At 59.1% G+C, this 24,779-nt stretch carries 32 protein-coding genes; 17 read left to right on the forward strand and 15 right to left on the reverse strand.

The window, feature by feature from the left end; all coding sequences use genetic code 11:
- Position 1: 1 nt before the first annotated feature.
- Positions 2-1,030, reverse strand: a complete 1,029-nt coding sequence (gene arsB / locus WG939_RS07370) for an ACR3 family arsenite efflux transporter (protein WP_339984228.1) — start codon at positions 1,028-1,030, stop codon at positions 2-4.
- Positions 1,031-1,104: 74 nt separating this feature from the next.
- Between arsB and WG939_RS07375 the strand changes: the two genes are divergently transcribed.
- Positions 1,105-1,416, forward strand: a complete 312-nt coding sequence (locus WG939_RS07375; protein ID WP_339984230.1) for an ArsR/SmtB family transcription factor — start codon at positions 1,105-1,107, stop codon at positions 1,414-1,416.
- On the opposite strand, the gene WG939_RS07380 is transcribed toward WG939_RS07375, so the two are convergent.
- Positions 1,413-3,800 (reverse strand): multicopper oxidase domain-containing protein, encoded by a 2,388-nt coding sequence (locus WG939_RS07380; protein ID WP_339984232.1) that lies wholly within the window; start codon positions 3,798-3,800, stop codon positions 1,413-1,415. The two genes, WG939_RS07375 and WG939_RS07380, sit on opposite strands and share 4 nt — an antisense overlap.
- A 50-nt stretch (positions 3,801-3,850) precedes the next feature.
- Complete coding sequence (locus WG939_RS07385; RefSeq protein ID WP_339984234.1) at positions 3,851-5,011, reverse strand: MFS transporter; 1,161 nt, start codon at positions 5,009-5,011, stop codon at positions 3,851-3,853.
- 44 nt (positions 5,012-5,055) lie between these two features.
- Here WG939_RS07385 and WG939_RS07390 point away from each other — a divergent pair, with 44 nt between their 5' ends.
- The gene (locus WG939_RS07390; RefSeq protein ID WP_339984236.1) at positions 5,056-5,922 is read left to right on the forward strand and encodes a LysR family transcriptional regulator; all 867 of its coding nucleotides are present in this window, start codon (positions 5,056-5,058) and stop codon (positions 5,920-5,922) included.
- 37 nt (positions 5,923-5,959) lie between these two features.
- Here the strand turns inward: WG939_RS07390 and WG939_RS07395 are convergent, their stop codons facing one another.
- Positions 5,960-6,559 carry a superoxide dismutase gene (locus WG939_RS07395; protein ID WP_339984238.1) on the reverse strand — a complete coding sequence of 200 codons (600 nt, stop codon included), beginning with the start codon at positions 6,557-6,559 and terminating at the stop codon, positions 5,960-5,962.
- Between the two features lie 76 nt (positions 6,560-6,635).
- On the opposite strand from WG939_RS07395, the gene msrA reads away from it, so the two are divergent.
- On the forward strand, positions 6,636-7,220 hold the full coding sequence (gene msrA, locus WG939_RS07400) for a peptide-methionine (S)-S-oxide reductase MsrA (protein WP_445227885.1): 585 nt from the start codon (positions 6,636-6,638) through the stop codon (positions 7,218-7,220).
- Here the strand turns inward: msrA and WG939_RS07405 are convergent.
- Genes WG939_RS07405 through WG939_RS07415 form a run of 3 tightly spaced genes read right to left on the reverse strand, consistent with a single transcriptional unit; the run spans position 7,215 to position 8,368 of the window.
- Positions 7,215-7,517 (reverse strand): DMT family transporter, encoded by a 303-nt coding sequence (locus WG939_RS07405; RefSeq protein WP_339984242.1) that lies wholly within the window; start codon positions 7,515-7,517, stop codon positions 7,215-7,217. The two genes, msrA and WG939_RS07405, sit on opposite strands and share 6 nt — an antisense overlap.
- Positions 7,514-7,813, reverse strand: a complete 300-nt coding sequence (locus WG939_RS07410) for a DMT family transporter (protein ID WP_339984244.1) — start codon at positions 7,811-7,813, stop codon at positions 7,514-7,516. Before WG939_RS07410 ends, WG939_RS07405 begins: the two co-directional genes overlap by 4 nt.
- 42 nt (positions 7,814-7,855) lie before the next feature.
- Complete coding sequence (locus WG939_RS07415; protein ID WP_339984246.1) at positions 7,856-8,368, reverse strand: NADPH-dependent FMN reductase; 513 nt, start codon at positions 8,366-8,368, stop codon at positions 7,856-7,858.
- Positions 8,369-8,574: 206 nt separating this feature from the next.
- On the opposite strand from WG939_RS07415, the gene WG939_RS07420 reads away from it, so the two are divergent.
- Positions 8,575-9,033: an alpha-ketoglutarate-dependent dioxygenase AlkB gene (locus tag WG939_RS07420; RefSeq protein ID WP_339984248.1), complete on the forward strand. Its 459-nt coding sequence runs from the start codon at positions 8,575-8,577 to the stop codon at positions 9,031-9,033.
- On the opposite strand, the gene WG939_RS07425 is transcribed toward WG939_RS07420, so the two are convergent.
- Together WG939_RS07425 and WG939_RS07430 are read right to left on the reverse strand one after the other, a co-directional pair.
- Complete coding sequence (locus WG939_RS07425; RefSeq protein ID WP_339984250.1) at positions 9,020-9,187, reverse strand: antitoxin; 168 nt, start codon at positions 9,185-9,187, stop codon at positions 9,020-9,022. The two genes, WG939_RS07420 and WG939_RS07425, sit on opposite strands and share 14 nt — an antisense overlap.
- A 191-nt stretch (positions 9,188-9,378) precedes the next feature.
- Positions 9,379-9,588 (reverse strand): antitoxin, encoded by a 210-nt coding sequence (locus WG939_RS07430; RefSeq protein WP_339984252.1) that lies wholly within the window; start codon positions 9,586-9,588, stop codon positions 9,379-9,381.
- A gap of 121 nt (positions 9,589-9,709) precedes the next feature.
- Between WG939_RS07430 and WG939_RS07435 the strand changes: the two genes are divergently transcribed.
- Genes WG939_RS07435 through WG939_RS07460 form a run of 6 tightly spaced genes read left to right on the forward strand, consistent with a single transcriptional unit; the run spans position 9,710 to position 12,701 of the window.
- Complete coding sequence (locus tag WG939_RS07435) at positions 9,710-10,309, forward strand: DNA-3-methyladenine glycosylase I (protein WP_339984254.1); 600 nt, start codon at positions 9,710-9,712, stop codon at positions 10,307-10,309.
- Complete coding sequence (locus WG939_RS07440) at positions 10,306-11,007, forward strand: SDR family oxidoreductase (protein ID WP_339984256.1); 702 nt, start codon at positions 10,306-10,308, stop codon at positions 11,005-11,007. Before WG939_RS07435 ends, WG939_RS07440 begins: the two co-directional genes overlap by 4 nt.
- A complete protein-coding gene (locus WG939_RS07445; protein ID WP_339984258.1) occupies positions 11,004-11,324 on the forward strand; it encodes a YbjQ family protein in 321 nt (106 codons plus the stop codon). The genes WG939_RS07440 and WG939_RS07445 overlap by 4 nt, the downstream gene beginning before the upstream one ends.
- A gap of 11 nt (positions 11,325-11,335) precedes the next feature.
- Positions 11,336-11,623, forward strand: coding sequence for an RNA-binding S4 domain-containing protein (locus tag WG939_RS07450; RefSeq protein WP_339984260.1), 288 nt, complete (start codon positions 11,336-11,338; stop codon positions 11,621-11,623).
- Positions 11,624-11,625: 2 nt separating this feature from the next.
- Positions 11,626-12,441 carry a VOC family protein gene (locus WG939_RS07455; protein WP_339984262.1) on the forward strand — a complete coding sequence of 272 codons (816 nt, stop codon included), beginning with the start codon at positions 11,626-11,628 and terminating at the stop codon, positions 12,439-12,441.
- The gene (locus WG939_RS07460) at positions 12,438-12,701 is read left to right on the forward strand and encodes an MGMT family protein (protein ID WP_339984264.1); all 264 of its coding nucleotides are present in this window, start codon (positions 12,438-12,440) and stop codon (positions 12,699-12,701) included. The genes WG939_RS07455 and WG939_RS07460 overlap by 4 nt, the downstream gene beginning before the upstream one ends.
- Here WG939_RS07460 and WG939_RS07465 read toward each other — a convergent pair.
- Positions 12,687-13,250 carry a hypothetical protein gene (locus WG939_RS07465; protein WP_339984266.1) on the reverse strand — a complete coding sequence of 188 codons (564 nt, stop codon included), beginning with the start codon at positions 13,248-13,250 and terminating at the stop codon, positions 12,687-12,689. The two genes, WG939_RS07460 and WG939_RS07465, sit on opposite strands and share 15 nt — an antisense overlap.
- 13 nt (positions 13,251-13,263) lie before the next feature.
- Here WG939_RS07465 and WG939_RS07470 point away from each other — a divergent pair, with 13 nt between their 5' ends.
- Both WG939_RS07470 and WG939_RS07475 read left to right on the forward strand, forming a co-directional pair.
- A complete protein-coding gene (locus tag WG939_RS07470) occupies positions 13,264-13,689 on the forward strand; it encodes a methylated-DNA--[protein]-cysteine S-methyltransferase (RefSeq protein ID WP_339984268.1) in 426 nt (141 codons plus the stop codon).
- Positions 13,686-14,303: a CG0192 family protein gene (locus tag WG939_RS07475; protein WP_339984270.1), complete on the forward strand. Its 618-nt coding sequence runs from the start codon at positions 13,686-13,688 to the stop codon at positions 14,301-14,303. Before WG939_RS07470 ends, WG939_RS07475 begins: the two co-directional genes overlap by 4 nt.
- Here WG939_RS07475 and WG939_RS07480 read toward each other — a convergent pair.
- From WG939_RS07480 to WG939_RS07490, 3 genes are read right to left on the reverse strand one after another with little or no spacing between them, the layout of a single operon-like run.
- A complete protein-coding gene (locus WG939_RS07480) occupies positions 14,300-16,264 on the reverse strand; it encodes an FtsX-like permease family protein (protein WP_339984272.1) in 1,965 nt (654 codons plus the stop codon). The genes WG939_RS07475 and WG939_RS07480 overlap by 4 nt on opposite strands.
- Complete coding sequence (locus tag WG939_RS07485) at positions 16,261-16,911, reverse strand: ABC transporter ATP-binding protein (RefSeq protein ID WP_339984274.1); 651 nt, start codon at positions 16,909-16,911, stop codon at positions 16,261-16,263. Before WG939_RS07485 ends, WG939_RS07480 begins: the two co-directional genes overlap by 4 nt.
- Positions 16,908-17,375 (reverse strand): PadR family transcriptional regulator, encoded by a 468-nt coding sequence (locus WG939_RS07490; protein ID WP_339984276.1) that lies wholly within the window; start codon positions 17,373-17,375, stop codon positions 16,908-16,910. Before WG939_RS07490 ends, WG939_RS07485 begins: the two co-directional genes overlap by 4 nt.
- Positions 17,376-17,451: 76 nt before the next feature.
- Here WG939_RS07490 and WG939_RS07495 point away from each other — a divergent pair, with 76 nt between their 5' ends.
- Positions 17,452-17,988 (forward strand): ABC transporter ATP-binding protein, encoded by a 537-nt coding sequence (locus WG939_RS07495; RefSeq protein ID WP_339984278.1) that lies wholly within the window; start codon positions 17,452-17,454, stop codon positions 17,986-17,988.
- Positions 17,985-18,929, forward strand: a complete 945-nt coding sequence (locus WG939_RS07500; RefSeq protein ID WP_339984280.1) for a hypothetical protein — start codon at positions 17,985-17,987, stop codon at positions 18,927-18,929. The genes WG939_RS07495 and WG939_RS07500 overlap by 4 nt, the downstream gene beginning before the upstream one ends.
- Positions 18,930-18,952: 23 nt before the next feature.
- On the opposite strand, the gene WG939_RS07505 is transcribed toward WG939_RS07500, so the two are convergent.
- A complete protein-coding gene (locus WG939_RS07505; protein WP_339984282.1) occupies positions 18,953-20,725 on the reverse strand; it encodes a M13 family metallopeptidase in 1,773 nt (590 codons plus the stop codon).
- A gap of 20 nt (positions 20,726-20,745) precedes the next feature.
- On the opposite strand from WG939_RS07505, the gene WG939_RS07510 reads away from it, so the two are divergent.
- From WG939_RS07510 to WG939_RS07520, 3 genes are read left to right on the forward strand one after another with little or no spacing between them, the layout of a single operon-like run.
- Complete coding sequence (locus WG939_RS07510) at positions 20,746-21,297, forward strand: hypothetical protein (protein ID WP_339984284.1); 552 nt, start codon at positions 20,746-20,748, stop codon at positions 21,295-21,297.
- Positions 21,294-22,094 carry a PrsW family intramembrane metalloprotease gene (locus WG939_RS07515; RefSeq protein ID WP_339984286.1) on the forward strand — a complete coding sequence of 267 codons (801 nt, stop codon included), beginning with the start codon at positions 21,294-21,296 and terminating at the stop codon, positions 22,092-22,094. The genes WG939_RS07510 and WG939_RS07515 overlap by 4 nt, the downstream gene beginning before the upstream one ends.
- A 30-nt stretch (positions 22,095-22,124) precedes the next feature.
- A complete protein-coding gene (locus WG939_RS07520) occupies positions 22,125-23,123 on the forward strand; it encodes a glycoside hydrolase family 25 protein (RefSeq protein WP_339984288.1) in 999 nt (332 codons plus the stop codon).
- Positions 23,124-23,248: 125 nt separating this feature from the next.
- On the opposite strand, the gene WG939_RS07525 is transcribed toward WG939_RS07520, so the two are convergent.
- Positions 23,249-24,730: a SulP family inorganic anion transporter gene (locus WG939_RS07525; RefSeq protein ID WP_339984290.1), complete on the reverse strand. Its 1,482-nt coding sequence runs from the start codon at positions 24,728-24,730 to the stop codon at positions 23,249-23,251.
- Between the last annotated feature and the right edge of the window lie 49 nt (positions 24,731-24,779).

The following is a 24,779-nucleotide window of genomic DNA, read 5'->3' on the forward strand; positions in this document are numbered from 1 at the left end:
TTTAGGACTCCTTGGAAAATAGGCGCGGGCGAAGCCAACGCATGACGTAGACGAGGGAGACAAGGACGGGGACTTCAATGAGTGGGCCGATGGTGCCAGCCAATGCTTGGCCGGAGGCCGCGCCAAAGGTGCCGATAGCAACGGCGATGGCAAGTTCAAAGTTATTGCCTGCTGCCGTGAATGCAACCGACGCAGACTGGGCATAGCCCATGCCGGACTTCCACGAGACGAAAGTGGCGATAAAGAACATGCCAAAGAAGTACGCCACGAGCGGGATTGCCAGGCGCACGACTGCCCAGGGGTTCTGCGCGATGTGTTCGCCTTGCAGGGCAAACAGCAGCACGATCGTGTACAGCAGGCCAATAAGTGCCAGCGGAGAAATGACTGGAATGAACTTGTCCTGGTACCAGTCGCGCCCCTTGGCTCGTTCACCGATGATGCGGGACAACGCGCCAAGCAGCAGTGGGATGCCCAGGAAGATCAGTACCGAGCTAACAATCGCCCAAAAGGAGAATTCGGCAGAGGTCGTCGGCAAGCCCAGCCAGCCGGGCAGAACTTGCAGGTAAAACCAGCCGAGCACGCCGAACATCAGGACCTGGAAAATCGAGTTGACCGCGACGAGGACAGCGGTGGCTTCAGCGTCGCCACAGGCCAAGTCGGACCAGACGAGGATCATCGCGATGCAGCGGGCAAGGCCGACGATGATGAGGCCGGTGCGGAGTTCGGGAAGGTCAGGGACGAACACCCAGGCGAGGGTGAACATAAAGAGTGGGCCGACCAGCCAGTTCAGGATCAAAGAGACCGTCATGAGACGGCGGTCGGCCGTGATCTCTTTGGTTTTGTCGTAGCGAACTTTGGCGAGCGGCGGGTACATCATCACGAGTAGGCCGATCGCGATCGGGATGCTGACGCTACCGATGTGGTAAGAGTTCAGGGCGCCCGCGAGGCCGGGGACCGTGTTGCCCAGGACGAGGCCGAGGGCCATCGCGAGGATGATCCACAGGGGAAGGAAGCGGTCGAGGAATGACATGAAAGATCCTTTTGTATTGACGTTCATCAATACAATATGTGACTTATTGACCACTGTCAATATATAGTTGGGTCATGGAATGCTGCTCGCTGTGCAATGGCCCCCTCTCCGAAGCGGAGTCTGTGATGTACGCTGCGCTGTTCAAAGTGCTTTCGGATCCGGTGCGCCTCAAACTCATCTCCGAAATCGAAGCTGCAGGCTGCGGGCCACTGACCGTCAATGATTTGGTCGCGCGGACATCACTGTCACAGCCCACAGTCTCCCATCATCTCAAGCTGCTCACGGAGGCGGGCCTGTTGCGCAAAAAACGAGAAGGGCGCACGGTCACTCATGAGATCGTCCCCGGGCCCTTCCAGCAAATGCAGCAGGTGCTCAACCTGAACTAGCGGACCACGATCTTTCCGCGGGCGCCACGTTCAGCGTCAATGAATTGGTGGTTGACCATGGTGTACGTTCCTGCCTCGGGGAACGAGGCCTCCACAAAACCACCCTGGGCAGCCAACAAATCCAGCGCCTGGCCACCACCCTCAGCAGTGTTCTTCAGCGTGTAGGCGCCTTCCTTGTACATCGTGTGGAATTGCGACCCGACAATATGGAAGCTCAAAGACCTATTTGGCCCCGCATTGAGCAGCCAGAATCGCGCCGTCTGCCCCGCCTTTAGCTGCAGGGGTGTTGCTACATACTGGTCCTCCCAGCCGTTGAATACCACGGCATCCGGCTCGCCCGCTGCAAGCTTGGCAGCATCCACCGGGTTCGTGGCCGTACCATCCAGGCCATAAACCTCCGACTGGACGATCAAGAACTCCTGATCCACAGGTGCCAGATTCGGCGGATCGATGATCACCGCGCCGTACATTCCCGCCGCCACGTGCATAGACATCGGCATCGTGCCACAGTGGTACAGCCAAATCCCGGCGTAGTTTGCTCGGAAGTTGTACTGCAAGGTCTCGCCCGGGTTGATGCTTCGCATGACTTCGTCAGGGGAGACCTGCCCCGCATGGAAATCGATCGAATGGGCCATCGAGCCAGAATTGGTAAAGGTTACGCGAAACTCATCGCCGACCTTGCCCCGAAGCACCGGCCCTTGGAGACCACCGTTAAACGTCCACCGGCCACGGTCATTGATCTCCAATTCCTGCACATCAATGGTGACGTCATGAATCGTGCCCGTTGGTGCTGCCGACAGCTCCGCAGGTACCAAGGAATGATCCGGCGCAACCGGTTTCTGCTTAGCGACGACCTCTGGCCCACTTTGAGTAGGCGCCGAATCATCCGTATTGATCTGCAATGTCATGCCCTGCATCCGATGTCCAGCAATCGAACACCACGCCTCCTGTGACTCCGCGATGACGCCCGCGTCCACAGTCGCGGTCGCGCCGGGCTCAATTCGGCTGGTGGTGGCCCCATTTGCGAAGGTCAGGTCGTGCACTTGATCGCCATGATTTGTCACATTGAGCACCAAGCGATCGCCCTTCGGAACGTCGATCACTTGGGGGACAAAGTCCATGCCGTGAATCATCACGTCAACCGTCGTGGTGTGGCCCGTTCCAGCCGTGGGCGTAACTGGGGTTGGGGTGCCGCCGAGGAGGACTGCGATGGCAGTGAGCGTCGCAATGCCCGCGGTGACCTGGTGCCACTTTGCTTCGGGTTCGGGCACGGGGCGTTTTGCCTTCTGGTCCTTGACTGCGCGAGGCATCGCCACCAGCAGCCAGCCCAGCGACGCACAGACCAGCAAAGAAGCAGCCACCTTCAGCCAGGAATTATCGCTGAAAATCCAGACCAACAGGCCACCATTGATCAGGGTAGTGCGGAACAATCCGCCCTCGTTCATGCGATGCAAACCCGCGCGAACCGCGGCCGGGCCACCACCAATCGTGGTTGGGAGCAGATAGCTCATCGTGCCGATTAAGAGTTGTGCCGCGAAACCGACCAGGAGACCCAAGGTGGGGAGAGAATCTGTCACGCCGAACTTGATGAGCGAACCGATGAGCCACACCATGCTGAGCAAGGCAGAGATCGCGGGAAAGGAAGGCTTCTTCAGGGAGCAGGTCAGGAAGCCGCCGAGTGCGAGTGCCCAGCCGAGAGCGTAAAGGAAGATGCCGTACTTCTGGTTCACCATGCTCAGGGCAAGGCCGACGGTGCAAATGAGCAGTGCGGGTTTGGTGAAGTCGCGGACAATTTTGGTGCGCCACATTGCTGGGAAGAGCACCGCCAGGCTGCCCAGCGCGGCTAGCCCGACGAAGCCACCAAAATTCAGCAAAAGGTGGATGCGTAAGAGATGCGGATCGGGGCTAAAGGCCATGGCTGCGCCGACCACGGCACTCATGATGAGGGAGACAGCAGAGAGGAGATAGGCAAGAACTGAGTGGGAAAAACGCTGGTCTGAGCGGTACTGACGGAACAGAAATACAAGCTGCCACAGCAACGCGCCGGTGACCCCGCTGGCGCCGAGGGCAGTCACGTAATCAAGGTTAAAGAGCTGTCCGAGGACCGTAGCCAGGATGCCTGCGTTGAGCAAATAGAACCTGTTGGGGGAATGTCGCGGGGTGGTGTGCAGCCACTTGTCCGTGAAATGGCTGCTCCACAACATGATCGAGTTTGTGAGCGCGCCTAGCGTGAACAGGTGAATGAGCACCCAACGGTAATTCGGCAGGATTGGGTGGACGAGTCCCGCGATCACGAGAAGAACCAGCCACCAGGTGACGAACTTACTGGCCTTGCTATGCCAGGTGGCAGGCCTGCGGGACTTAATCATGTAAATAATATACATGATTGGAGCCTTTTGGGCCCTACCGGCCGTCTAGGCAGGAGCGGGAGCTCTTACTTACGGCTCATTTGGGTCGATAGCAGGGTGACCAGTCCGCCCAGCACTGCCAGCCAGCCGATGAAGTGCCACCAGCCGAAATGCATCATGTAACCGGACAGCCAGCCGATAATCGAACTTCCCAGGTAGTAGCTCAAAATGTATGTGCTCGATGCCTCAGCCTTATGTGACTTCGCTAGCAAGCCAACCCAGCTGGACGCCGTGGAATGCAGGGCGAAAAAGCCAGCGGTAAACGCAAGCAGTGCCAGCAAGACGGGGAAGAGGGACTTCAGTCCCAGGAGTGGCAGGGGCGCCAACATCAGCAGCGCGGAGCAGGTCAGTACTGGTCTCCGGCCAAATCGTCGAATCATCTTTCCCGCGCGCGCGGATGACCATGTTCCGGAAAGGTACATGATGAACAGCAGTCCGACCAGGCCTTCGGATAGCCCGAATGTGGATATCAGGCGGAATCCCAAATAGTTGTACACCGATACGAATGTGCCCATCGCAAGGAATGGCACTAGAAAGAGGATTGCCAGTTGCGGATTGCGCCAATGTCCAGCCATCGCCTGCAGTTCGCTGCGAAAATGCAGGTCCTTGGCGTGAAAATTTCTCTGTTTCGGCAGCAGCATCAGGACGGCGATGGCCATGGCCAGCGCGAAGAGGGCATTGATGCCCATCGCCCACCGCCAACTGGCGATCTCAATGACCCCAGCGGGGATTAGACGCCCAATCAGTCCGCCGACGCTGTTTCCCGCAATGTACAGTCCCATCGCGTGCGCCAAATCTTCCCGATCGATCTCCTCGGACAGCCACGTCATCGCCACGGCTGGCGTCCCCGCGAAAAACATGCCTTGCAGTGCGCGAATAGCAATGAGTGTGATGGGGTTGGAGACGAATGGGATGGTGAGCCCAAGCAGGCAGGCAGCTAGCAAGGATGCAATGAGCACTCGCCCGCGCCCGAACCTTTCGGACAGAATTGACGCGGGCACGACACACAGCGCGAGCATGCCGGTGGTCGCGGAGATGGTCAGCGCGGCGGTTGTCGGCGGAATGTGAAAGACGCTGCTCAGGGTTGGTAGCAGGGCTTGGGTGCAGTACAGGCCGTTGAATGTTGCCAGGCCGACGGCGAGCATTGCGAGCGTCGCCCGCTGATAGCTCCTCTCCCCACGTCTCATGCTTCCAGTGTATACTTAGTCAGAAAAACAATACGGAGAATGAATTGAATATTTCTACCGTTGATCTACGAAGCTTCCTAGCTGTCGCCGAGTCGGGCCACCTCACCGAGTCGGCTGCTGAGCTGGGCGTTCCTCAGCCAACCCTGTCCCGCCGCATCGCCCGCCTTGAGGACGAGCTCGGCGCCACCCTCTTCGACCGCGTCGGCCGCTCCCTGCAGCTGAACGCCCGTGGCCGCGCCTTCCAAACCTATGCGCGTGACATGGTCGCCGCCGCCGACGCTGGGGCCCGCGAAATCGCCCGCCTGATGAACCCCGAATCCGGTACGGTCCGCATCGGGTTCATGCATTCCCTCGGCACCTGGCTCATCCCCTCCCTGCTCCGCGAGTACCGCAACCGCTACCCACACGTCCAATTCGAGCTGCGCCAAGGGCCCGCCCGCCAGCTCGAAGAAGCAGTGCTTAACGACGACATCGACCTCGCCTTCGTCAGCCCCGCCCCGTCCTCCCCGGACCTGTCCTGGGCTGTGATGCACATGCAACCCCTTGTGTTGGCAGTGCCCGAAGGGCATCCACTTGCTGATCGCAAGGAAGTCGCGTTGGAAGAAGCTGCCCAAGAGTCTTTCATCGGCATGAAGCGGGACTACGGCATTCAGATCATTCTCGATCGTCTTGCGGCTGGCGCTGGTTTCGAGCCGAAAATTGCCTTCCGCACTGAGGAAATGACGACCGTCGCAGGACTCGTTGCTTCCGGACTCGGCGTGGCGCTGCTTCCCGTCGGAGATGTTGAGGGCGTGAGCTTTGTCCCGCTGGCCCCGCCTTATGAAAGGGAAATCGGGATGGTGTGGCGATCCGGGCTGGCGGAAGCGCCACCAGTCGAGCTGTTCCGCAGATTTGTCCTGTATGGGGCATGAAAAAACCGCCCCCTAGGGGGCGGTTCATCACAAGGAATTACTTAGCTGCAGCGTAGCGCTTTGCAACTTCATCCCAGTTGTAAACGTTCCAGACTGCCTTGACGTAGTCAGCCTTCACGTTCTTGTACTGGAGGTAGAAAGCGTGCTCCCACATGTCCAGGAGAAGCAGTGGAGCGAGGTCGATGGAGAGGTTGCCCTGCTGGTCGGTCATCTGCTCGATGACGAGGCGCTCGCCGAGCTTGTCATAAGCAAGAACTGCCCAGCCGGAGCCCTGCAGGCCGAGAGCAGCAGCCTCGAAGTGTGCCTGGAAAGCTTCGAAGGAACCGAAGTCGCGGACGATGGCGTCGGCAAGCTCGCCGGTTGGCTGGCCGCCAGCGTTAGGAGCCAAGTTCTTCCAGAACAGGGAGTGGTTGGTGTGGCCACCGAGGTTGAATGCCAGGTCCTTGGAAAGTGCGGTGACGGCAACGCCGATGTAGCCCTGCTTGCGTGCGTCCTCGAGCTTCTCGAGAGCAGCGTTAGCACCGTTGACGTAGTTCTGGTGGTGCTTGGTGTGGTGCAGCTCCATGATCTCAGCGGAGATGTGTGGCTCGAGAGCATCGTATGCGTAATCGAGCTGAGGGAGTTCGTACTTAGCCATGAATTTTCCTTCCGTAAAGCGGTGTGCCCCCCATGATAGGCGCGTTTTCGATTTTCGCAACGATATGATGGCGTATATGGGATTTCTCTTCGAAACAGGTGCCGCTCTCAGGGGTGGCTCAATGCCAGTCAATCCAACGCCCGCGCCACACGCTGTGTTGGGTGTGCCACTGGACCTGCCGGGCGACGAGATTCTGGTCGGTATGGGTTGTTTCTGGGGCGCAGAAAAGATGTTCTGGCAGATGCCGGGTGTGCTGTGCACGTCCGTGGGCTACGCGGGCGGTGTGACGCCGAATCCGACCTACCGTGAGGTGTGCACTGGTCGTACCGGGCATGCGGAAGTCGTGCGCGTTGTTTTTGATTGCCCACTCGAGAGCGTGGTGAAGGCGGCGCTTGAGAACCACGATCCGACGCAGGGCAATCGCCAGGGCAATGACGTCGGCACGCAATACCGGTCGGTGTTCTATACGCACGCCGTGGAGACCGTGCGCCCCATTGTGGAGGCCTACGGGCGCAAGCTCGCAGAGCACGGCTACCCGCCGATCACCACGGAAGTGCGCGAGATGCAGCCGTTCTACCTAGCCGAAGAGGAGCACCAGCAGTACTTGCACAAGAATCCTGGCGGTTACTGCCCGGTGCACGCGACCGGCGTGTGCCTATAGCTCGATTATTGCGACGCCGATGATGATGAGCAGCAGGCCAAGCGCCTGCCGGTCGCTGATGCGCTCCTTGAAGAAAACGCGGGAACAGATCGTAGTGATTGTCAGCCCGATGGCCGCCCACAGCGCGTAGGCGATGCCGACGGGGACGCCGTGTTTCAAGGTGAGTGCGAGCATCACGTAGGACGTGACGTACAGGGCTGCGACCGGGATCCAAATGAGCTTGCTCCCGAACGTGGCGACGCGCAGTAGCAGCGTCGCGATGACTTCCGAAATGATTGCGCCAGCTAGGTAGATCATTTCTGCACCAAGTAGACGCCAGCGACGATGAATGCGATCCCGAGAATAGGGAAGGGATCGTGGAAAAGGACGGTCGCCAGGGTGGCGGTGAGTGCTACTCCGATGGCGGACCAGAGCCCATAAGCCATCCCCAGTCCCATGCCGGCTTTCAGGGTTTTGCTTAAGAAAAAGAAGGCAAAGAAATAGCCCGCGATCACCACAGGCCATAGCAATGGCTGGGTGAGGGCGGGCTCCAGGCACAAAGTGGCGACCACTTCCGTGGCAATGGCGACGCTCAGCGGAATCAGAGGTGGCACGCTTGTGGCTCCTGGTTTCTAGAAGATGATAGTCCCAGGATATTAGGCCTGCAGCTGCTCCACGACCTGTGCGAGGGTGCCTGCCTGGTGTGCGCCAGGGGTGAAGGTACCGTCGACAACTTCGGTGTTCATGTTGATGGATACCTGTGCGCGGGTGGTGCGCATGGAGAAGTTGCCGAGGACGGTGCGCAGCTGGTCGACCGCGCGGATGGCGCCGTCGTAGGAGTAGCCGATGAAGCCGGCCTTCTTGCCTGCGATCTCTATGCCGAGGGAGTCGATGGCGTTCTTCAGGGCACCTGGGATGCCACGGTTGTACTCGCCGGTGACGAAGATGTATGCGTCGTACTTGGCCATCGCATCGCCCCATGCCTGCTGCTCAGGGACGTCGTACTTGCCCTTGGCCATCATCGGTGGGACTGGGGAAGTAAACAGTGGCAGGTTGAATTCCTTGAGGTCGACGAGCTCTGCGCCTTCCACATTCTCCACTGCCCAGTCCGCGATTTGCTTGCCCAGACGGCCTTCACGGACGGAACCCAGTACGATTGCGATATTCATAATCACTCCAAGTTGTTGACGTTTTAACAAAAAATTCTAGCACTGTGCCCACTCTCTTCAACTCATTGCCTTTGGAGCCGCGTCGAATAGCGAGCGGGGTAGCTTACGTACCCGAATTTTTGTCGCTTGACCAGCAAAAGAACTTGGTTGAGTTGTCTCGTGGGGTGTCGCGGGGCATGGCTCGGCCCCGCCTTAAGTCGGGCGAGATGAGTGTGTTTATGCAGTCGCTGGGGCGCAGTACTTTTGGGCCGTCGGCTGCGCCGATGCCGCAGTGGGCGATCGATCTTGGATGCTGTGGTTTGCGGGAAGCCGTCAGGGTGGCGCCGGAGCTCAAAAGGGATTTTTGTCCGCAAATGTTGCTGATCAATTTCTATCCGCCCGGCGCCACGATGGGCATGCATCAGGATGCTGGCGAGCAGTCCAGCGCGCCCATCGTCTCAATTTCCATCGGAGACTCAGCGGTGTTTCGCCTGGGAAATGCAGAAAACCGCAACCGTCCGTGGCGTGATGTGCAGCTGCACTCGGGCGATCTCCTCGTTTTTGGCGGAGATCATCGCCGGGCATATCACGGCGTGCCAAAGGTGCTGGATGGCACGCTTCCGGAAGGTTGCGGTCTGGCGCGCGGGCGCCTAAACCTCACGATTCGGCAGGTTACTGGCCCTTGAGGTGATCCTTAGCCATGTCCTGTGCGCGGTCAACGTGCTGCTCGTGCTGGTTGCCGGTCTTGGCGTCGATAGCGTTGCCCGCCTTATCGACGACCATGTCTGCCTTCTCTGGGTTGTTAGCAGCAGCTTCCTTAGCCTTATCGAAAATGCCCATGTTGATTCTCCTTAAGTCAAGTAATTGTCTGGTGCGTTTCCCACGGTAGGGGCAAAGCAAAGGAAATTGTTGTCGATAGTGGCGGGGCTGACGCGCGACCTGCGGTTTTGCTATTGGTTGATATGTGATTGATGTCCAACCGTGATGAATGAAGGCATGAAAAAGCCGCGATCTCTCGCGGCATTGTTGTTTTAGAGGTTCTCTTCTGCAGGAGCTTCCTCTGGCTGAGCTGCCTGGCCGCCGTGCAGTTTTTCCTTTGCCAGTTTCTGGGCCTGGTCAACCTTGTCTGCGTACTTGCCGTCGGTCTTGGCGTCGATCATGTCGCCAGCCTTATCGATGACCTGGTCTGCCTTCTCGGGGTTCTGCTCTGCGAAGTCCTTGATCTTATCGAAGATTCCCATTGTGATGCCTTTCGTTTGGTTGTCTTATCAAGATTGTATGGCACATTCGCTACTTTCGATCTAGGAACAGTTGTTCGAAGAAGGAAAGGTGGTGTCCGTTGTCGCAATTACACTTGCAACCATGAATGAAAATCTGATCAATAAAGGCCTTGTTATCTGCGAAGATGGGCGAGTTCGCCCAGTGTGGGCAACCACATCTGACCTCTTGAGAACCTACTACGACAACGAGTGGGGAAGACCTCTCATGACGGAACGGGAAGCATTTGAGCGCCTGAGTTTGGAGTGCTTTCAGGCTGGACTTTCGTGGGAAACCGTGCTGAAGAAGCGCGACGCCTTCAGGAAGGCCTTCGCCGACTTTGATGTGGACACGGTCGCTGAATTTAATGACGCAGACATCACACGTCTGCTGGAAAACCCGGCAATCATCCGCAACGGAAATAAGATTCGCGCCACCATCAACAATGCGAAAGCAACCCAAAAGCTACGTGAACACGGCGGGCTGATCGCCTTCCTCGCCTCCTTCGCGCCGACGACCTGGAAACGACCAGCGTCTTTGGCAACGGCGAAAACTCAAAGCGAGGAATCCACTGCAATGTCTAAAGCACTGAAGAAGCATGGATTTAAGTTTGTGGGGCCCACCACCTGTTTCGCCCTGATGGAAGCCACAGGGCTCATAGACAACCGCGTGGTCGGCGCATCCGATCTAGAGTGGGCAGTATGAAGAAAACAGCACTCGTAACAGGAGCTTCCAGCGGTATCGGCGAAGCAACCGCCGAGGCCCTCGCCCGCGACGGCTGGGATGTTTTCGTCGCAGCCCGCCGCATCGACCGCCTCACAGACCTTGCCAACCGAATTGGTGGCACTGCAATTGAACTCGACGTCACGGACGCTGAGGCAGTGGCCAACATGGCACAGCAGTTCGACCGCCTTGACCTGCTGGTTAACAATGCGGGCGGAGCCAAGGGCCTCGATTCCATCGCCGACGCCAATGTTGACGACTGGCGCTGGATGTACGAAACCAACGTCCTCGGCACGCTCAACGTCACCAGGGCACTCCTGGACAAGCTACTCGCAGCAGAAGGAACCATCATCAACATTGGCTCTATCGCAGCATTTACTCCGTACAAGGGTGGTGCCGGCTACAACGCAGCGAAGTTCGGCGTCCGCGCAATGACCACGGTTCTCCGCCAGGAAATGGAAGGAAAACCACTGCGTATTACGGAAATCGACCCAGGACGCGTAAAGACCGACTTCTCTCTGATCCGATTCAAGGGCGATGAGGACAAGGCGAATGCCGTCTATGCAGATAAACTGAACCTGACCGCGGCGGACATCGCTGAGTCCATCCGCTGGGTTGCGTCACTACCAGCTCATATGAACATTGAGAACATGACCATCAAGCCGAGGGATCAACTGTGATTGTCACAACTACAAACTCTGTCGAGGGGCGAGAAATCTCCCAGTACTTGCGCGTTGTCGCTGGCGAGACGATCGTCGGCATCAATGTGTTCAAAGACTTCACAGCAGGGTTGCGCAATATCGTTGGCGGTCGCGCCGAAGCATACGAAGGCGAAGCCAAGGCAGCACGTGATAGCGCTCTCGCCGAAATGGTGGAGCGTGGCCTAGAGCTCGGTGCGGATGCGATCGTCGGTGTCGCCCTTGATTACTCCACGATGGGGCAGGCGAACAACATGCTCATGGTGAGTGCCACCGGCACTGCAGTGAAACTGGCGTAAGCTGATTCCTCATGTACGACGTCGGAATCAAAGACGAATCCATCAAGCTTGGCCAGTTCATCAAACTGGCCAACCTGGTGGAAACAGGTGGCGAGGCCAAAGAGGTCATCGCTGCAGGTCAAGTCACCGTCAATGGTGAAGTAGACACCCGCCGAGGCAAGACACTCCGGCACGGAGATGTCGTCTGCATCGGAGAAAGCTGCGCGCGAGTAACCGCAGCGGACGAAGATGAAGATGACTACTTCGATGAAGCCACCGCCAATGATGATTTCGACTACGAAAAGTGGAGGAACATGTAGCCATGCCAGCCTTTGAAGCACGACACGGAATGCCGATCTGGGTGGAACTGTCCACCTCCGACATCCGCAAAACCTCCCACTTCTACAGCGAAATCATGGGCTGGGAAGTCGCCGACGGTGAAGAATTCCGCATGGCTCGCTCCCAGGGCCTGCCAGTGGCCGGATTCGTAGCCCAGGCTGAATCCTCCATGCCAGACACCTGGATCACCTATTTCTACACCGAAAACATTGAGAACACTCTCGTTCGAGTAGCAGAGCTTGGTGGCCGAGTACTCATCGAGCCAACAGAAGTCACCCGTGGCACCATCTCAATCTGTGCCGACACCTCGGGCGCACTCTTCGGCCTCATGACCACCGAGGAACTCTTCGTCGCTGGTGGCGAACCAGGCACCTGCGCTTGGTACGAACTCACCGCAACCAACAACTATGAACGGGCCGTCGAATTCTACGAAGAGCTCTTCGGGTGGTCAACCAGCGCAATGACCAACGACGACCACAGCTTCAACTACACCACCGCCCTCGAAGAAGGCGCACCATTCCTCGGAATGTGGGATGCAGCCGGCCAATTCCCGCCACAAATTCCAAGCTTCTGGCAGACCTACCTTGGTGTCCTGAACGTCGATGAGACCGTTGCCAAGGTGGCTGACCTCGGAGGCACCGTCATCCGCGAACCATGGGACTCCGACTTCGGTCGCATGGCCCTCATCGCAGACTCCACTGGCGCGACCTTCACCCTCGCCCAGGTGCCAGAACCAATCGAAGAAGGCCGCGAAGAAGACCCACTCGAGGGCTTCGACCTCAGCCAATTCGGACTGTGACCCCACTCGAAGAAGCAGTCATCGACTACGTGTCCACCATCCCACGTGGACACGTAGCCACCTACGGTGAGATAGGCGAAGCCGTAGGCTGTGGCCCACGCCAAGTGGGGCGGATCATGCGCGACTACGGCGCACTCACCTGCTGGTGGCGAGTCATCCGCGCCGACGGAACCAGCGCCATCGCCGACAAAGCCCGCCCCCACTGGATCGAGGACGGGCTGCCACTAACAGAAAACGGTGTCGACCTAAAACAGATTTAGAAACTCCGCCACGGCCTGAATCTCCTCACGAGCAGCCTTCGGCGTCTGAATCCAATCGCCATTAGGCCTGGTCAGCAAGTAGTGATCAAAACCGGCGTCCTCAACGAGCGGACAACCATCAGCCAAACCCCAACCAATCGACGCGAAGGACTTAGCCTCCGCCACCTTATTGGTCACCAGAATTGTCGTGCCCGAAAGCTGCGCAGCAGCAGCCACCAACGGATGCCAATAATTATCCGTAGCAGGACCATCAGGACGGCCCCACGACGCCACAGCGGTCAGCCCAGACGGCTTCGACGGAGTGAACAACACCCCAAGCCCATGCTCAGACAACTTAATGCCCTCGGAAAACAACACGCCAGGCATCTCATGATCAGCAGCCGTACCCAGCTGCATCATCGCAGCATGCGTCAAACGATCAGGAAGTCGCGCCAGCCACTCCTCCAGATCAGATACCGGATAATGCTCCTCCACGTACGACTTAATCTGGTCGAGCTGCTCCTGCGGGCTCAGCTCACGATCCTGGCCACCAACAACGAAATCATCCACGATAATCAAGTATATGTTGTCCTTCGACACCGCCATCGGGCCCCTCACCGTCATCGCCTCCGAAAAGGGCATAACCCACGTGAACTTCACCCGCGGAGCCTCCGAGCCGACCGCCCTGGAAGAACAAGCCAAAGAACAAATTTTGGAATACCTCGCCGGCACACGAAAGACCTTTACGGTGCCCCTCGATCCGCCGGCCACCACGACGTTTCGGCAAGAAGTGTGGCGGAAAATGGCGTCGATAAGCTACGGCGAGACCAAAACCTACGCCGAGCTGGGCCCAGCCCGGGCCGTCGGCACGGCGTGCGCCAAAAACCCGCTGCCGATCCTCGTGCCGTGCCACCGCGTCGTGGCCAAGAACGGATTGGGGGGATATCTGGGTGGTTTGGACGCGAAACGACACCTGTTGCAGCTAGAAGGCCTACACTTGCAGCCATGAGTGGCGTCGCAGAAATCCTTCAAGCAGAACTAACCCCCAGCAAGGAAGAAGTCGTGGCCGGGTGGTGGCCGCGATTTCGTCAAGAAGGCGCATTCCGCCTGGTAGATCCCGCCGGGGAAGTGGGCATTGAAGTGCTGATCGGCACCGACGACGGCACCCGCACCCTCCAACTCCCACTCACATACCGCAGCGACGCCCTCAAAACCGGGCAGGTCGGCACCATGGAGCACAGCGTCCTCGGCACCCGCCACGTCACCAAAGCCACCCACGATCCCGTGGCAGTCGGCGAGTTCGTGCGCGTCATCCTCGCCGGCGACACCGAAGCCGAGCGTAGCGACGGCCAGCCGGCCCACCTACACATCCAAGGCACCGGCCAAACCCCCACCACGGAAATCACCGAGGTAATCATCGAGGACGCCAGCGAAGAACGCACCCTCGCGACTGCAAAAATCAATGGTGTGACCCGCTCCTTCGAACTGCGCCTGCCACGGCGACTGCTGCCGGTGAAATACCTCCGCGCCTCGCGAGTGCCATCGCCACGCAACATCACCGGCACGCTGCCCGGCTCCGACGAGCCACTCGTCGTTGCCGAGCTGATCTGGCGCGACCTCTAGAGGGGCAACAGACTAAACCCAAGCACAATCGCCATCCCGATGCAGACTCCCGGAACAGCAACGTCAAGTACTTGGTACAGCCGGTAGCGCCTCAAGGTGCGTCGTCCCGCCCCGACAGCTTCCAGCTGCTCGTGTTGGCGTCGGGATTCCTGTTGGGTAAGCGCCACGATGAGGCCCAACACCGCGGCCACGAACGCGATACTGAGGACGGTTAGCACGACCGCCACCAGCATAAATACTGGCCCGTCGGAGACTGGGGCGATCTCTAGCCCCGATGTTTGGCTCATGCGATGCAGCTCAATCGTCTGCACCATACCCGGCTCGCCTGGGAACAATGATCCCTTGTAATACAAGTTGCGGTCCCTGGCCATCGCAGGAGTAATCAACTTTCCCGGATTAGGCAGGCCAAGCTCCTTTTCAGTGACAGCATTACCCGCGAGAAGCTGGGCGCGGGCTGCCTCGCGGGTGGCATCATCCAGTGTGATGAAGTCGAGGATCTCAGGCTCGGCCACCAGCTCGTATGTGAATACGTCGAGCGGATACCAAGCCAATTGACCATCGTAAGAGTCGGTTGTGCCGTCAACTGGTGCATACACATCAACTCGAGTTCCATACTCGGATTCCAACTGCTGCAATTGCTCTTCAAATCCAGCCGGGGAATTCACAATGCCCGTAGTCCTCGCCTGCGTGCCCGCGACAAAAGCCTCATCTTTCGGCGCCGTGGTGCCCGCGAACAAGCCGAGTAAAGCAACTGCGATCGTAGCGAGAATGATCGCCCCGATAGCACCTGAACTGCGGAGATGGTTCCGGTGGGCGTCGCGAAGCGCCATGCTCGGCACAGGGGCCAGCAGCTTAGCGACGACCGGGAGAAGCGCCACCACAGTCCAGCCGCACATCGCCCCGCCGAGTGCAATGAGTGGAAGTGGGAGGAAGGGGTTCGATTTCGGCATTGACATCAGGAAGGCACCCAATGCGAGGAGCAGCGGGCCGGGAAATGTCAGCCAGGTGCGTTGTTTCTTGTGTCCTGTGAAGAGCAATGGGATCTGCGAGGAGACGACGGCGGAGAGGATGGCGAGTCCCGAGGTGGTGAGGCCGAGGATCCAGTCCCAACGCACGGGCTGGCCCGTGATGAAGCGCATAACGGCATCGGCAAGCAGCCAGGAAAAGGGCAGTCCGACCAGGGTGGCACCGAGGCCAAGGAGGAGGCCTTCGGCGGCGAAGACTCTGCGGATGAAGCCGTGGCGCGCGCCGACCTGGGAGAGTAGTTCGACGGTGCGGGACATGCGGGAATGGGCGACTGCGAAGAGCGGTGCTGTCATGCCCGCGGATACGATCACGAGGACTGCGACGAAGGAGCCGATGAACACCGCTCCGCCGATCGAACGGAAGAAGGCTTTGAGGAAGGGGCCCGAGTTGGTGGGCAGGGGTTGCGCTACATCGATCGTTACGTATTCCGCTGGAGGTTTGTCCAGGACAACCCACCATTTTCCGTGGTCGTTGGGGTTGAGACCTTCGCGGAAATCGGCGTAGTTGGCAATCGCTTGCGGGTAGTGGATCACGTCGTTGACGGTGAGGCCTCGCCCGGCAACGACTACGCGGTCGCCTTCCTTCACGCCGAGTGCTCGGGCGGTAGTGAGCGGCAGGTCGACGGTTCCGGCTGGCGGAATATGCAGGTCCTTGGTGGCTACTCTTGGTTCGAGCGCGGTCAGCCAATTTTCTGCCTTGACCTTGCCGTTTTCAAAGGTGGCCATATTTTGTTCGAGGGGCGAGAACCCAGGACCCGGGTCTTCGAGGGTTCGGACCTTGGTGATGGTGTTCGTGGGGTGCTCTTCCCAGCGTATCGCGGTGAACATCATCGAGAAGAAGCTGGTGACGAGCACAATCGGCAAGGCGAAGAGTAACACAGCGGCGATGGATCGGCCCCAGTGTTTGCGGATATCTCGCCAGGCTAGGCGCATCATTGCAGCTCACCATCCTTCAGGCGCACGGTTCGATCCGCGTAGGCAGCAAGTCTCGGTTCGTGGGTGACCAGGAGGCCGGAGGCGCCTTCGTCTACCCGGGCCCGAATGAGACGCATGACGGCGTCGGAATTGGCGGTATCCAGGGCGCCCGTTGGTTCGTCAGCCAGAATGACTGAGCGCTTGCCGATGAAAGCTCGCGCAATCGCCGCGCGTTGTTTCTCACCGCCAGAGACGTCGGCAGGGAACTGATCAGCTACCGCTCGAAGTCCGAGGTTCTCCAACTCCAGCAGGGCCGCATCCCGCGGGCGCGGAGTCCGGGCCAACTCCAGAGGCAGGGCAACATTCTCAGCAATGGTGAGCGTATCGATCAAGTTGTAGTCCTGGAACACGAATCCGAGGCGGTCGCGCCGCAGGTCAGCGCGCTGATTTGCGGTCAGGGTGGAGCAGTCCTGGCCGTCGATGATGACGCGGCCATGCGTCGGGGTTTCCAGCAGTCCGGCAATGCGCAGCAGAGTGGTTTTGCCGGCACCGGATGGGCCCATCACTGCGACAAGCTCGCCGGGGCTGACCTCCAGGGTGACATTCTTCAACACGGTGCGTTCGTGCATGCCATCTTGGTAGGTGTGGGTGATGTTGTCGAGCTTCATGATTGTTCCTCCAGGTAGTCGAGCCAGCGGGCCTCGGCTTCGAGATCGAAAATCTGACGCTGTTTGAGCAAATCGGCGGCGCCCTCGGCAGAACTGCGCACAAGCTCGCGCATCCGCGCCATGTTCGCCTCCCGCTGCGCCTTGATGAGCTGGTCGCGCTCCCGTGTGAACGCCATCTTGATCACGAGCTCATCGCGGTCATCAGCGGGCTTAACGACGGCCTGTTCCCGCCATTGCTGCAGTTGGGCCAAACCCGATTCGGTGAGGGCGAAAATGTCTGCCTTGCCCTCGCGGCCGACGACTTCAATGAGGTTGTCGCGCTGCAGGCGTTTGACGGTTTGGTAGACCTGGCCGATGTTGAGCTTCCAGGTGTTGTTTGTTCGAGCGTGGAATTCGTGCTGAAGCTGGGCGGATCCCATTGGTGCATCGGCCAGGATGCTGAGCAGGGCGTATGTGATGGCCATTGGGCTCCCTTCTTCAACTTACTTAGTAAGTTACCGGGTAAGTTAGGGGGAGTCAATAGATTGATAGGATTTGAACATGCTTCATGCGCACTGTATCTATGGCCACAAGCTTCCCTTAGGCCACATCGATCGAACATTCGTTATGGGCAAAATTTACGGATTTCAAGGACCAAACGGATCCGGCAAATCAACATTGCTGCTGACCATCGCAGGTGAGTTAGCCCCTTTGGAAGGGGAGATTACACATGAAGGGCAGCGTCCAATTGTGCGCATCGGGGACCCGATTTTCTACCCTGACCTCAGCGTTCGCGAGCATCTGGAACTGCTCCCCATCCCAGTGGAGGAGATAGTTGACCTTTGGCAATTAGAAGAGCTTGCGGACCTCCCACCGATCTGGCTTTCAAGCGGTCAGCGCCAACGAGTCTTCCTTGCTTCCCAACTGGAAATCCCAGCAGACGTGCTGATCATCGACGAACCCGAACGGCACCTAGATGCAGATTGGACTTCATTCTTGGCCAGTGAACTCCAGCGCCTGGCCCAGGACCGCATCGTGTTGATCGCCTCCCACTCACCAATCATCCTCGAGGCCTGCGACGAGTTGATCACGCTGTGATGCGCTTTTTAGAGAAGATCTCCGGCTTCCTTTACCCGATCGTGCTGATTGGAATGATCGGTGGCTTCGCCTGGCAATTCATCTCGGTGCCACAGTTAACTCTGGCTCTCAATCCTTCGGTGTTAGACCTGCTCTCCGGCGGTGCCGCAATGCTCATAACGAGCTACCTGGCTGAACGATTGATGCCACTGCGGGCGCTTTCTGAGCTGCGTTGGGTGTACAAGTTGCGTCCCAAGAACCAGATGCGCACATTCGATTGGGTATCGGTTGCCCAGCTAGTGGTGTTCTTCTTGGTTTTCAACGTTGTGCATCCCGGGCTGGGGATCGCGGCAGTGATCACGCGTTTGGTGGCGGGATTGGTGCGCAGGCGCAGCCTGGCCAATTTGCTGCAAGCAGGTAGAACGCGGGGATTTGGCATGGTCCAAGACAGCTCTCTGGTGTCGGAAGTCCTTGCGGCCCAGTGGATCCGGCACTGGAAGCAACTTCCAGGGCCAGTTGTCCTGCGACGCTACCTCAGGCGTTCGTACCTGATCCTCGCGGCGGTGGCGCTGTTTCTCTATGCGAGTGCCACGAGCTATCTATTGGGAAAATACGTGGTGATTCTCTTCGCGGTCTGCTGGACCGTCCTTGGCGCCGAAGCGTACCGATGTGCTGATCTCGGAAAACTAAGGCGCAACAAGCGAGCCGAAATTGCAGTATTGGCGATTCACAGCGTGGTCGGCGCCGCAATCTGCCTCGTGTTTATCCCAATGGTCTGGTGGAAACTAGCGCTGCTCGCAGCTGCTTTGGCCTGGGGGTCCTACCGGCGAGGCAGACCACGACGGATCACGACCTTGACCTATTCCGATCATGGAATCGGAGTGTCCGTTCCACCGGAACTCGTTAGTTATTTCTTCTCTGGACTGATCGCGCCCGTCGTGGTGGCTGTCTTGATTGCATAAGTATTGACTACAGCTCGAAAGAGCTACCAGATCCGAACTCGCTCGGACGCTGGCAGGGCCATCTCGCCGACCTCAAATGCCTCGTAAAACTCGTCGATGTTCGCGACAATGACGTTGCAGCGGAACTCGGCAGGGGAGTGCGGGTCGATCGCGAGGTATTGCTCCGCCATCTCTGGACGAATCGCGGTGCGCCAGATCCGTGCCCAGGACAGGAACAGCTCTGGCAACTCCTCGCGGGAACCGCCGGACATGAGGTAAGCGGTGACGGCGATGCCAAGTCCGCCGAGGTCACCAATGTTTTCACCCAGCGTAAATTCGCCATTCACGCCCTTGATTCCTGGGCGACCTGCCAGAACAGAAGGGATCAGCCCGTCGAACTGCTTGACCAACTTGGAGGTCAGCTCGGTGAAAGCCTTGCGATCCTCCTCGGTCCACCAGGAGTTCAAATTGCCGTGGCCGTCGTAGTGCGAGCCCTGGTCGTCGAAGCCGTGCCCGATCTCGTGGCCGATGACGGCGCCGATGGCGCCGAAGTTAGCGGCGTCGGAGGCTGTCGGATCGAAGAACGGAGCCTGCAGAATGGCTGCTGGGAAGGTGATGTCGTTGACCACTGGGTTGTAGAAAGCGTTGACGGTCTGCGGGGTGGTGACCCATTCGTCGCGGTCGGCAGGCTTGCCCACTTTACCCAGCTCATAGTCATGGTTGAACGCGGAAGCTGCACGGATGTTGTCCAGCAGCGAGTCGCCAAAAGTGAGCTCCTCAAAGGAGCGCCATTCCTCTGGGTAGCCGATCTTCGCGCGGAACAGGCCGAGCTTTTCCAAGGCCTTCTCGCGCGTTGCAGGCGTCATCCACTCGAGCTGAGAAATGCGGGACTCGTAGGCCTTGAGCAGCGCGGCGACCAACGCATCCATGGCTTCCTTGTGGGTTGGCGGGAAGTGTTCGGCCACGTATGCCTTGCCGATCTCCTCGCCCACCTGCGATTCCACCAATCCGACTGCGCGCTTCCACCGGTCGCGTTGCTCGGTGGCGCCGGTCAGGGTCCGGCCGTAAAACTCCCAGTTGGCGTGGGAGATCTCTTCGCTGAGGTAGGCCGCGCGATCGCAGAGAATGTGCCAGGTGAGCCATGGCGTCCAGTCCTCGGTCTCCAGCAAAGACGCCAGCTCGGTGGTGAACGATGGCATCATGTTGACCACGCGGTATTCCGGAACATCTGCGGCGCGCAGCAGGTCCTGCACCGAAGCTGGCAGGTCTTCGAAAGCACACGGGTTGAAGGTCTTTTGCGCGTCGCGCGCTTCCACGTTGCTCCAGTGCGCAGCGGCAAGCTTTACTTCCAATTCCAGAACAGCCGGCGCCAGGTCCGCCTTGTCCAGGTAGCCGAGCATGCGCTCAACGTGCTCTTCGTAGGCGGCCAAAACGTCAGGATGCTCGCGGTAGTACGCCTCGTCGGGCAGCCCGAGCCCTGCCTGGTAGAGGTACACCAGGGACTCTTCCGACGCGGAATCCTTGGCCACGTACGCGCCGATAGGTGCGGAAATTCCGGTGCGCCACAGCTTGCCGATCGCCTCCGTCACCGGCAGTTTCAGCATCTCCAAGTCCGCTTCGAGTGGGGCTACGCCCAGCTCATTCAACACTTCGGTGTCCATGAAGCCGGTGTACAGCGGGTGTTCTTTCACCAATTCGTGGACGGCTGCCTCGGCGTCGTCGCGAAGCTTGTGGAACGTGCCGTCGACCGCGCGGTCCTCGGGGATGACGTGGGTGGCGAGCCACCCACCGTTGACATGTTCATATAGGTTGTCCATACCCAACTATCCTAAGGCTTATGCCCTCCTTCCGACTCAAACCTCGCCTGCCCCTGTGGCGCATCGGGGCGGTGGTGGCGGCTCTATTGCTGGCGCCGTTGCTGCTCGACCTGGTCACCCCGCGGCTTGTCGACGACCACAGTCCCGTCACCCTCGGCGCCGCTGGGAACCCGTGGGAGAACGTCATCGAATGGCCGGAAGGCGGGGAGCTGGTGTGCAAGAAGGCCGGCGACATAATGATGCCGGCCTGGGATTGTGACGGCACGATGATTCACGCGATGATGGTCGAGGGGAGCCGGGACGAGGAGAACACGTTGAAGCGCGCGATGCGCTCGATCCTCATGGTGCCGGCGAACGAGGGCAAGTTTGTTCGCGATGACGGAGTTCTGCTGTTTGAGACCGATGAAGGTATCGCGATTTCGCAGGAGGGGACCGGGGACTTTGAGGGACAGACGATGATTGCCGTCGTGACCGGTGAGAAGCAGCGCCCGTACTCGGCTGTGATTTTGCATGACATGCGGGGTGGCGACGGCCCACTGCCAGACCTGAGTGAGATTGGGGCAAAGGCATGAACCGCACTTGGCCAATGATTGTCCTGGTCGCGCTGGGTCTTCCTGGGTGGTTGATCAGTTCGGCGTTCAATACGATCATTTCCCCAACTGGCATGGCGATTGGACTGCTGTTTGTGGCCATCGAGCTGGTCGCGGGAATTTTGTTGTTCCGGGCAGGTCCGCTTTGGCCGTCGGCGGGCAAGCTGTACGTGGCTAGCTGCCTGGTGTGGGGGTCGCTCATGTCGTTGGTCCTAGTCTTTCCGGCCTCTTTGGCGTGGATGAGTATCACGGACAAGTTGGGGTGGGACATAGTTGCTGCGTCGTTTTCGGGTGGGTATCCCGAGGAGATCGCGAAGGCTGCGGGCGTGCTGGTGATTTTGTACGCATTCCGCAAGCTCAACCGGCCATGGCACGGCTTTGTTACCGGCGGACTGGTTGGCCTTGGCTTCGAAGTGAACGAGAACCTCATGTACGGATCCATGGGGGCGACGATGGATCCGAACAGTGATGCCGAAGGTGCGCTCATGATGTGGGGCATGCGCCTAATGGCTGGTCCGGGTCTGCATATTGTGCTCAGCGCGTTGGCGGGTTGGGGCGTTGGGCTTGCCCTCTTCCGAACGAAATCTCTGGTCGCGCTGTGGTGGGTTGGCCTGGCCTTTGTGCTGCACTTCCTATGGAATCTCATGATTCCGCATGAGACTGCACTCATTGGGCATTACGTGGTTATGTCGCTGCTGATCTATCCGACTTTCATTTGGGTCTATATACGCGCCGTAAAAATGAAAAAATCGGACAATTCTTACGTGTTGCTAGTGTGACTTATGTGAAAGTTGTGTACATTTGGGGACATGCGAATTTCTCGAGCACTGCTTCCCCTGCTCCTGTCCGCCACCTTGCTGACCCCATCAGCCATCGCCACCGGCCACAACGCCCCTTCTGGCGTTGACGTCGCCAGCTGGCAAGGTGCCATTGACTGGTCTGCCGTCAACCAGTCCCAGGACTTCGCCTTCATCAAGGCCACCGAGGGCATCGGCTACCAGAACCCGCAGTACACCCACGACATCCAGCAAGCCCGCAACAACGGGCTCGTCGTCGGCGCCTACCACTACGCGCGCCCGGGCACGGACCCAGTAGCTCAGGCAGCCGAATTCGCGGCCGCCTACAACGCACACCCACAGGACCTGCCTCCGGTCATGGACCTCGAGCAAACCGACGGCCTCGGCCCAGCCGAACTCCAGGCCTGGACCCGCACCTTCCTTGGTGAAACCGAACGCCTCACCGGTCGCACCCCAATCGTCTACACCTACCGCTACTTCTGGCAGCAGGACATGGGCAACACCACCGAGTTCAAGCGCTACCCACTGTGGCTCGCCGCCTACCAGAACGAAGTCCCAGGTCAGCTCCCTGGTGGCTGGGATCAGATGGCCTTTTGGCAGCGTGCCGACGATGGCCGCGTCAGCGGCATCCACACCCCAGTGGACATGAACCTGTTCAACGGAACCCCAGGACAGCTCGCCGGATTCTCCGGCTACGGCGGAGTCCTCGCCCCAGGTGAAAAGGTCGCAACTGGCTTTGATCTTGGCGGATCCGCGAAGGAACTCATTCTGGCGCTGCTCGCGGCAGCAGGCGCAATGGGAGTCATGCCTGCTGACCAGGCCGGCGCCCTCGCACAACAGCTCGGTGGCGCAGCCGGCCTTCAAGGAGACGTGGCAGGCGCACTCGGAGGCCTGGTGAAGGACCTCGGCGGCAACCTGCCAGTCGGTGATCTGCAGGCCATGGCCCAGGGTAACTACACCATCGGTGATCTCCTCTTGCTGCTGAATGCGGCAGGGCATAAGGCGCCTTAAGGAGTCGCGGAACCCGCGACAGCGATAATCCCCGTTAGATATTGACCACTTCAAAAGTGCTACAGGGCCAATATCTAACGGGGATTATCGTTGGGGCGGCCGCCGCCCCACCGCGCCGTCCCTCCCTACGAAGGAAGACCATCCCGCAGGCTGCGGTACCGGCTGGCGCTGTCTTCGTCTAGCCCGGTGAATTCGACGTGGGTTCCGCGGTCTTCGTATTTCCTGGCGATTGCGTCGAGGGTTGCCACGGCTGAGCTGTCCCAGATGGTGGCGTCGGAGAAGTCGATGACCACGGTCGATAGTGGTCGCGAGTAGTCGAAGAAGTAGATCAGGTCATTGCTGGATGCGAAGAAGAGCTGGCCGGAGACCAGGTATCCGGTCGGGGTGGGAGTCACGGACACCATTTGGGCGACGTGGCGCGCGAAATTTACCATCGCGACGAGGACGCCGGTAACCACGCCGATGGCCAGGTTGTGTGTGGCCAGAGTGACAGCCACGGTGCAAACCATGACCAGCGTTTCGGATAGTGGCATCGCCTTCAGTGTTGCGGGCCGCACCGAATGCCAATCGAAAGATCGCAGCACGACGATCAACATCACGGCCACCAGAGCTGCCATCGGGATGAGGCCCACTACGTCTTGAAGTGCCATCAGCAGCACGAGCAGGAATGTGCCGGCGAGCAGGGTCGATAGCCTGGTTCTGGCGCCGACTTCCTTGACGTTGATCAGGGTTTGCCCGATCATCGTGCAGCCACCCATGCCTCCGAACAGGCCCGACACGATGTTGGCCACTCCTTGCCCTGCGCTTTCCCGCGCTTTGGAACTGTGAGATTCGGTGATGTCGTCAATGAGCTTGGCCGTGAGCAGCGATTCCATCAGCCCCACCAGTGCCATTCCCAGCGAATAGGGTGCGATGATCCGGAAGGTTTCCCAGGTCAGTGGCACCTGAGGTATGAGCAACGTGGGAAGTGAGGTCGGGAGTTTCCCTTGGTCTCCCACCGTTGGCACGGACCAGTCGAAAACGCTGCACAGGACCGTGAGTAGGACAACGACTACTAGTGGGGCGGGGATGGTCGTCGAAAAGCGTGGCAGGATCAGCAGCAGCGCGACGCCCACCGCAACCAGCGGATACACCAGCCATGGCACGTTCATGAGGTGGGGCAGCTGGGCCATTAACACCACAAGTGCGAGGGCGTTAACGAAGCCGACCATCACGCTGCGGGGCAAAAAGCGCATGAGCTTTGCGACGCCTAAAGCCGCCAAACCCAGCTGGAAAACGCCGGCGAGGATCACGGTTGCGAGGAAGTAGTCCAGGCCGTAATTCCGGGCGACCGGGGCGATAACCACGGCCACGGCACCCGTAGCGGCGGCGATCATTGCTGGGCGACCGCCGGTGAAGGAAATGACGATTGCCATGATGACGCTGGAAAACAGGCCGACCGCCGGATCCACTCCCGCGAGAACTGAAAAGGCAATCGACTCCGGGATCAGGGCTAAGGCGACGATCAGGCCACCGAAAATTTCTTTCCTAAGCTGCCCCTTCGTTGTGAAGGCGTATCGGAAAGAGCCGGCGATGGATACCGGGAGAGTGGATTCAGCGTAGGCCACGGAACAAGCCTTTCGGGGTAAAGAAAAAGCAGACTGCAAAATCTTACAG

This window comes from Corynebacterium sp. H130 (assembly GCF_037572395.1).
In the GTDB taxonomy this organism is placed as follows: Bacteria; Actinomycetota; Actinomycetes; order Mycobacteriales; family Mycobacteriaceae; genus Corynebacterium.

Bases quoted from the DNA above. Each gene is read 5' to 3' on its own strand.
- WG939_RS07395 (WP_339984238.1), bottom strand. From the start codon at position 6,559: ATGGCTAAGTACGAACTCCCTCAGCTCGATTACGCATACGATGCTCTC.
- WG939_RS07435 (WP_339984254.1), top strand. From the start codon at position 9,710: ATGAATGAAAATCTGATCAATAAAGGCCTTGTTATCTGCGAAGATGGG.
- WG939_RS07440 (WP_339984256.1), top strand. From the start codon at position 10,306: ATGAAGAAAACAGCACTCGTAACAGGAGCTTCCAGCGGTATCGGCGAA.
- arsB (WP_339984228.1), bottom strand. From the start codon at position 1,030: ATGTCATTCCTCGACCGCTTCCTTCCCCTGTGGATCATCCTCGCGATG.
- WG939_RS07450 (WP_339984260.1), top strand. From the start codon at position 11,336: ATGTACGACGTCGGAATCAAAGACGAATCCATCAAGCTTGGCCAGTTC.
- WG939_RS07415 (WP_339984246.1), bottom strand. From the start codon at position 8,368: ATGAATATCGCAATCGTACTGGGTTCCGTCCGTGAAGGCCGTCTGGGC.
- WG939_RS07455 (WP_339984262.1), top strand. From the start codon at position 11,626: ATGCCAGCCTTTGAAGCACGACACGGAATGCCGATCTGGGTGGAACTG.
- WG939_RS07490 (WP_339984276.1), bottom strand. From the start codon at position 17,375: ATGGCCATCACATACGCCCTGCTCAGCATCCTGGCCGATGCACCAATG.
- WG939_RS07520 (WP_339984288.1), top strand. From the start codon at position 22,125: ATGCGAATTTCTCGAGCACTGCTTCCCCTGCTCCTGTCCGCCACCTTG.
- WG939_RS07420 (WP_339984248.1), top strand. From the start codon at position 8,575: ATGAGTGTGTTTATGCAGTCGCTGGGGCGCAGTACTTTTGGGCCGTCG.
- WG939_RS07475 (WP_339984270.1), top strand. From the start codon at position 13,686: ATGAGTGGCGTCGCAGAAATCCTTCAAGCAGAACTAACCCCCAGCAAG.
- WG939_RS07405 (WP_339984242.1), bottom strand. From the start codon at position 7,517: ATGATCTACCTAGCTGGCGCAATCATTTCGGAAGTCATCGCGACGCTG.
- WG939_RS07380 (WP_339984232.1), bottom strand. From the start codon at position 3,800: ATGTATATTATTTACATGATTAAGTCCCGCAGGCCTGCCACCTGGCAT.
- WG939_RS07515 (WP_339984286.1), top strand. From the start codon at position 21,294: ATGAACCGCACTTGGCCAATGATTGTCCTGGTCGCGCTGGGTCTTCCT.
- WG939_RS07485 (WP_339984274.1), bottom strand. From the start codon at position 16,911: ATGAAGCTCGACAACATCACCCACACCTACCAAGATGGCATGCACGAA.
- WG939_RS07505 (WP_339984282.1), bottom strand. From the start codon at position 20,725: ATGGACAACCTATATGAACATGTCAACGGTGGGTGGCTCGCCACCCAC.
- WG939_RS07385 (WP_339984234.1), bottom strand. From the start codon at position 5,011: ATGAGACGTGGGGAGAGGAGCTATCAGCGGGCGACGCTCGCAATGCTC.
- WG939_RS07495 (WP_339984278.1), top strand. From the start codon at position 17,452: ATGCTTCATGCGCACTGTATCTATGGCCACAAGCTTCCCTTAGGCCAC.
- WG939_RS07425 (WP_339984250.1), bottom strand. From the start codon at position 9,187: ATGGGCATTTTCGATAAGGCTAAGGAAGCTGCTGCTAACAACCCAGAG.
- WG939_RS07375 (WP_339984230.1), top strand. From the start codon at position 1,105: ATGGAATGCTGCTCGCTGTGCAATGGCCCCCTCTCCGAAGCGGAGTCT.
- WG939_RS07510 (WP_339984284.1), top strand. From the start codon at position 20,746: ATGCCCTCCTTCCGACTCAAACCTCGCCTGCCCCTGTGGCGCATCGGG.
- WG939_RS07430 (WP_339984252.1), bottom strand. From the start codon at position 9,588: ATGGGAATCTTCGATAAGATCAAGGACTTCGCAGAGCAGAACCCCGAG.
- WG939_RS07470 (WP_339984268.1), top strand. From the start codon at position 13,264: ATGTTGTCCTTCGACACCGCCATCGGGCCCCTCACCGTCATCGCCTCC.
- WG939_RS07480 (WP_339984272.1), bottom strand. From the start codon at position 16,264: ATGATGCGCCTAGCCTGGCGAGATATCCGCAAACACTGGGGCCGATCC.
- msrA (WP_445227885.1), top strand. From the start codon at position 6,636: ATGGGATTTCTCTTCGAAACAGGTGCCGCTCTCAGGGGTGGCTCAATG.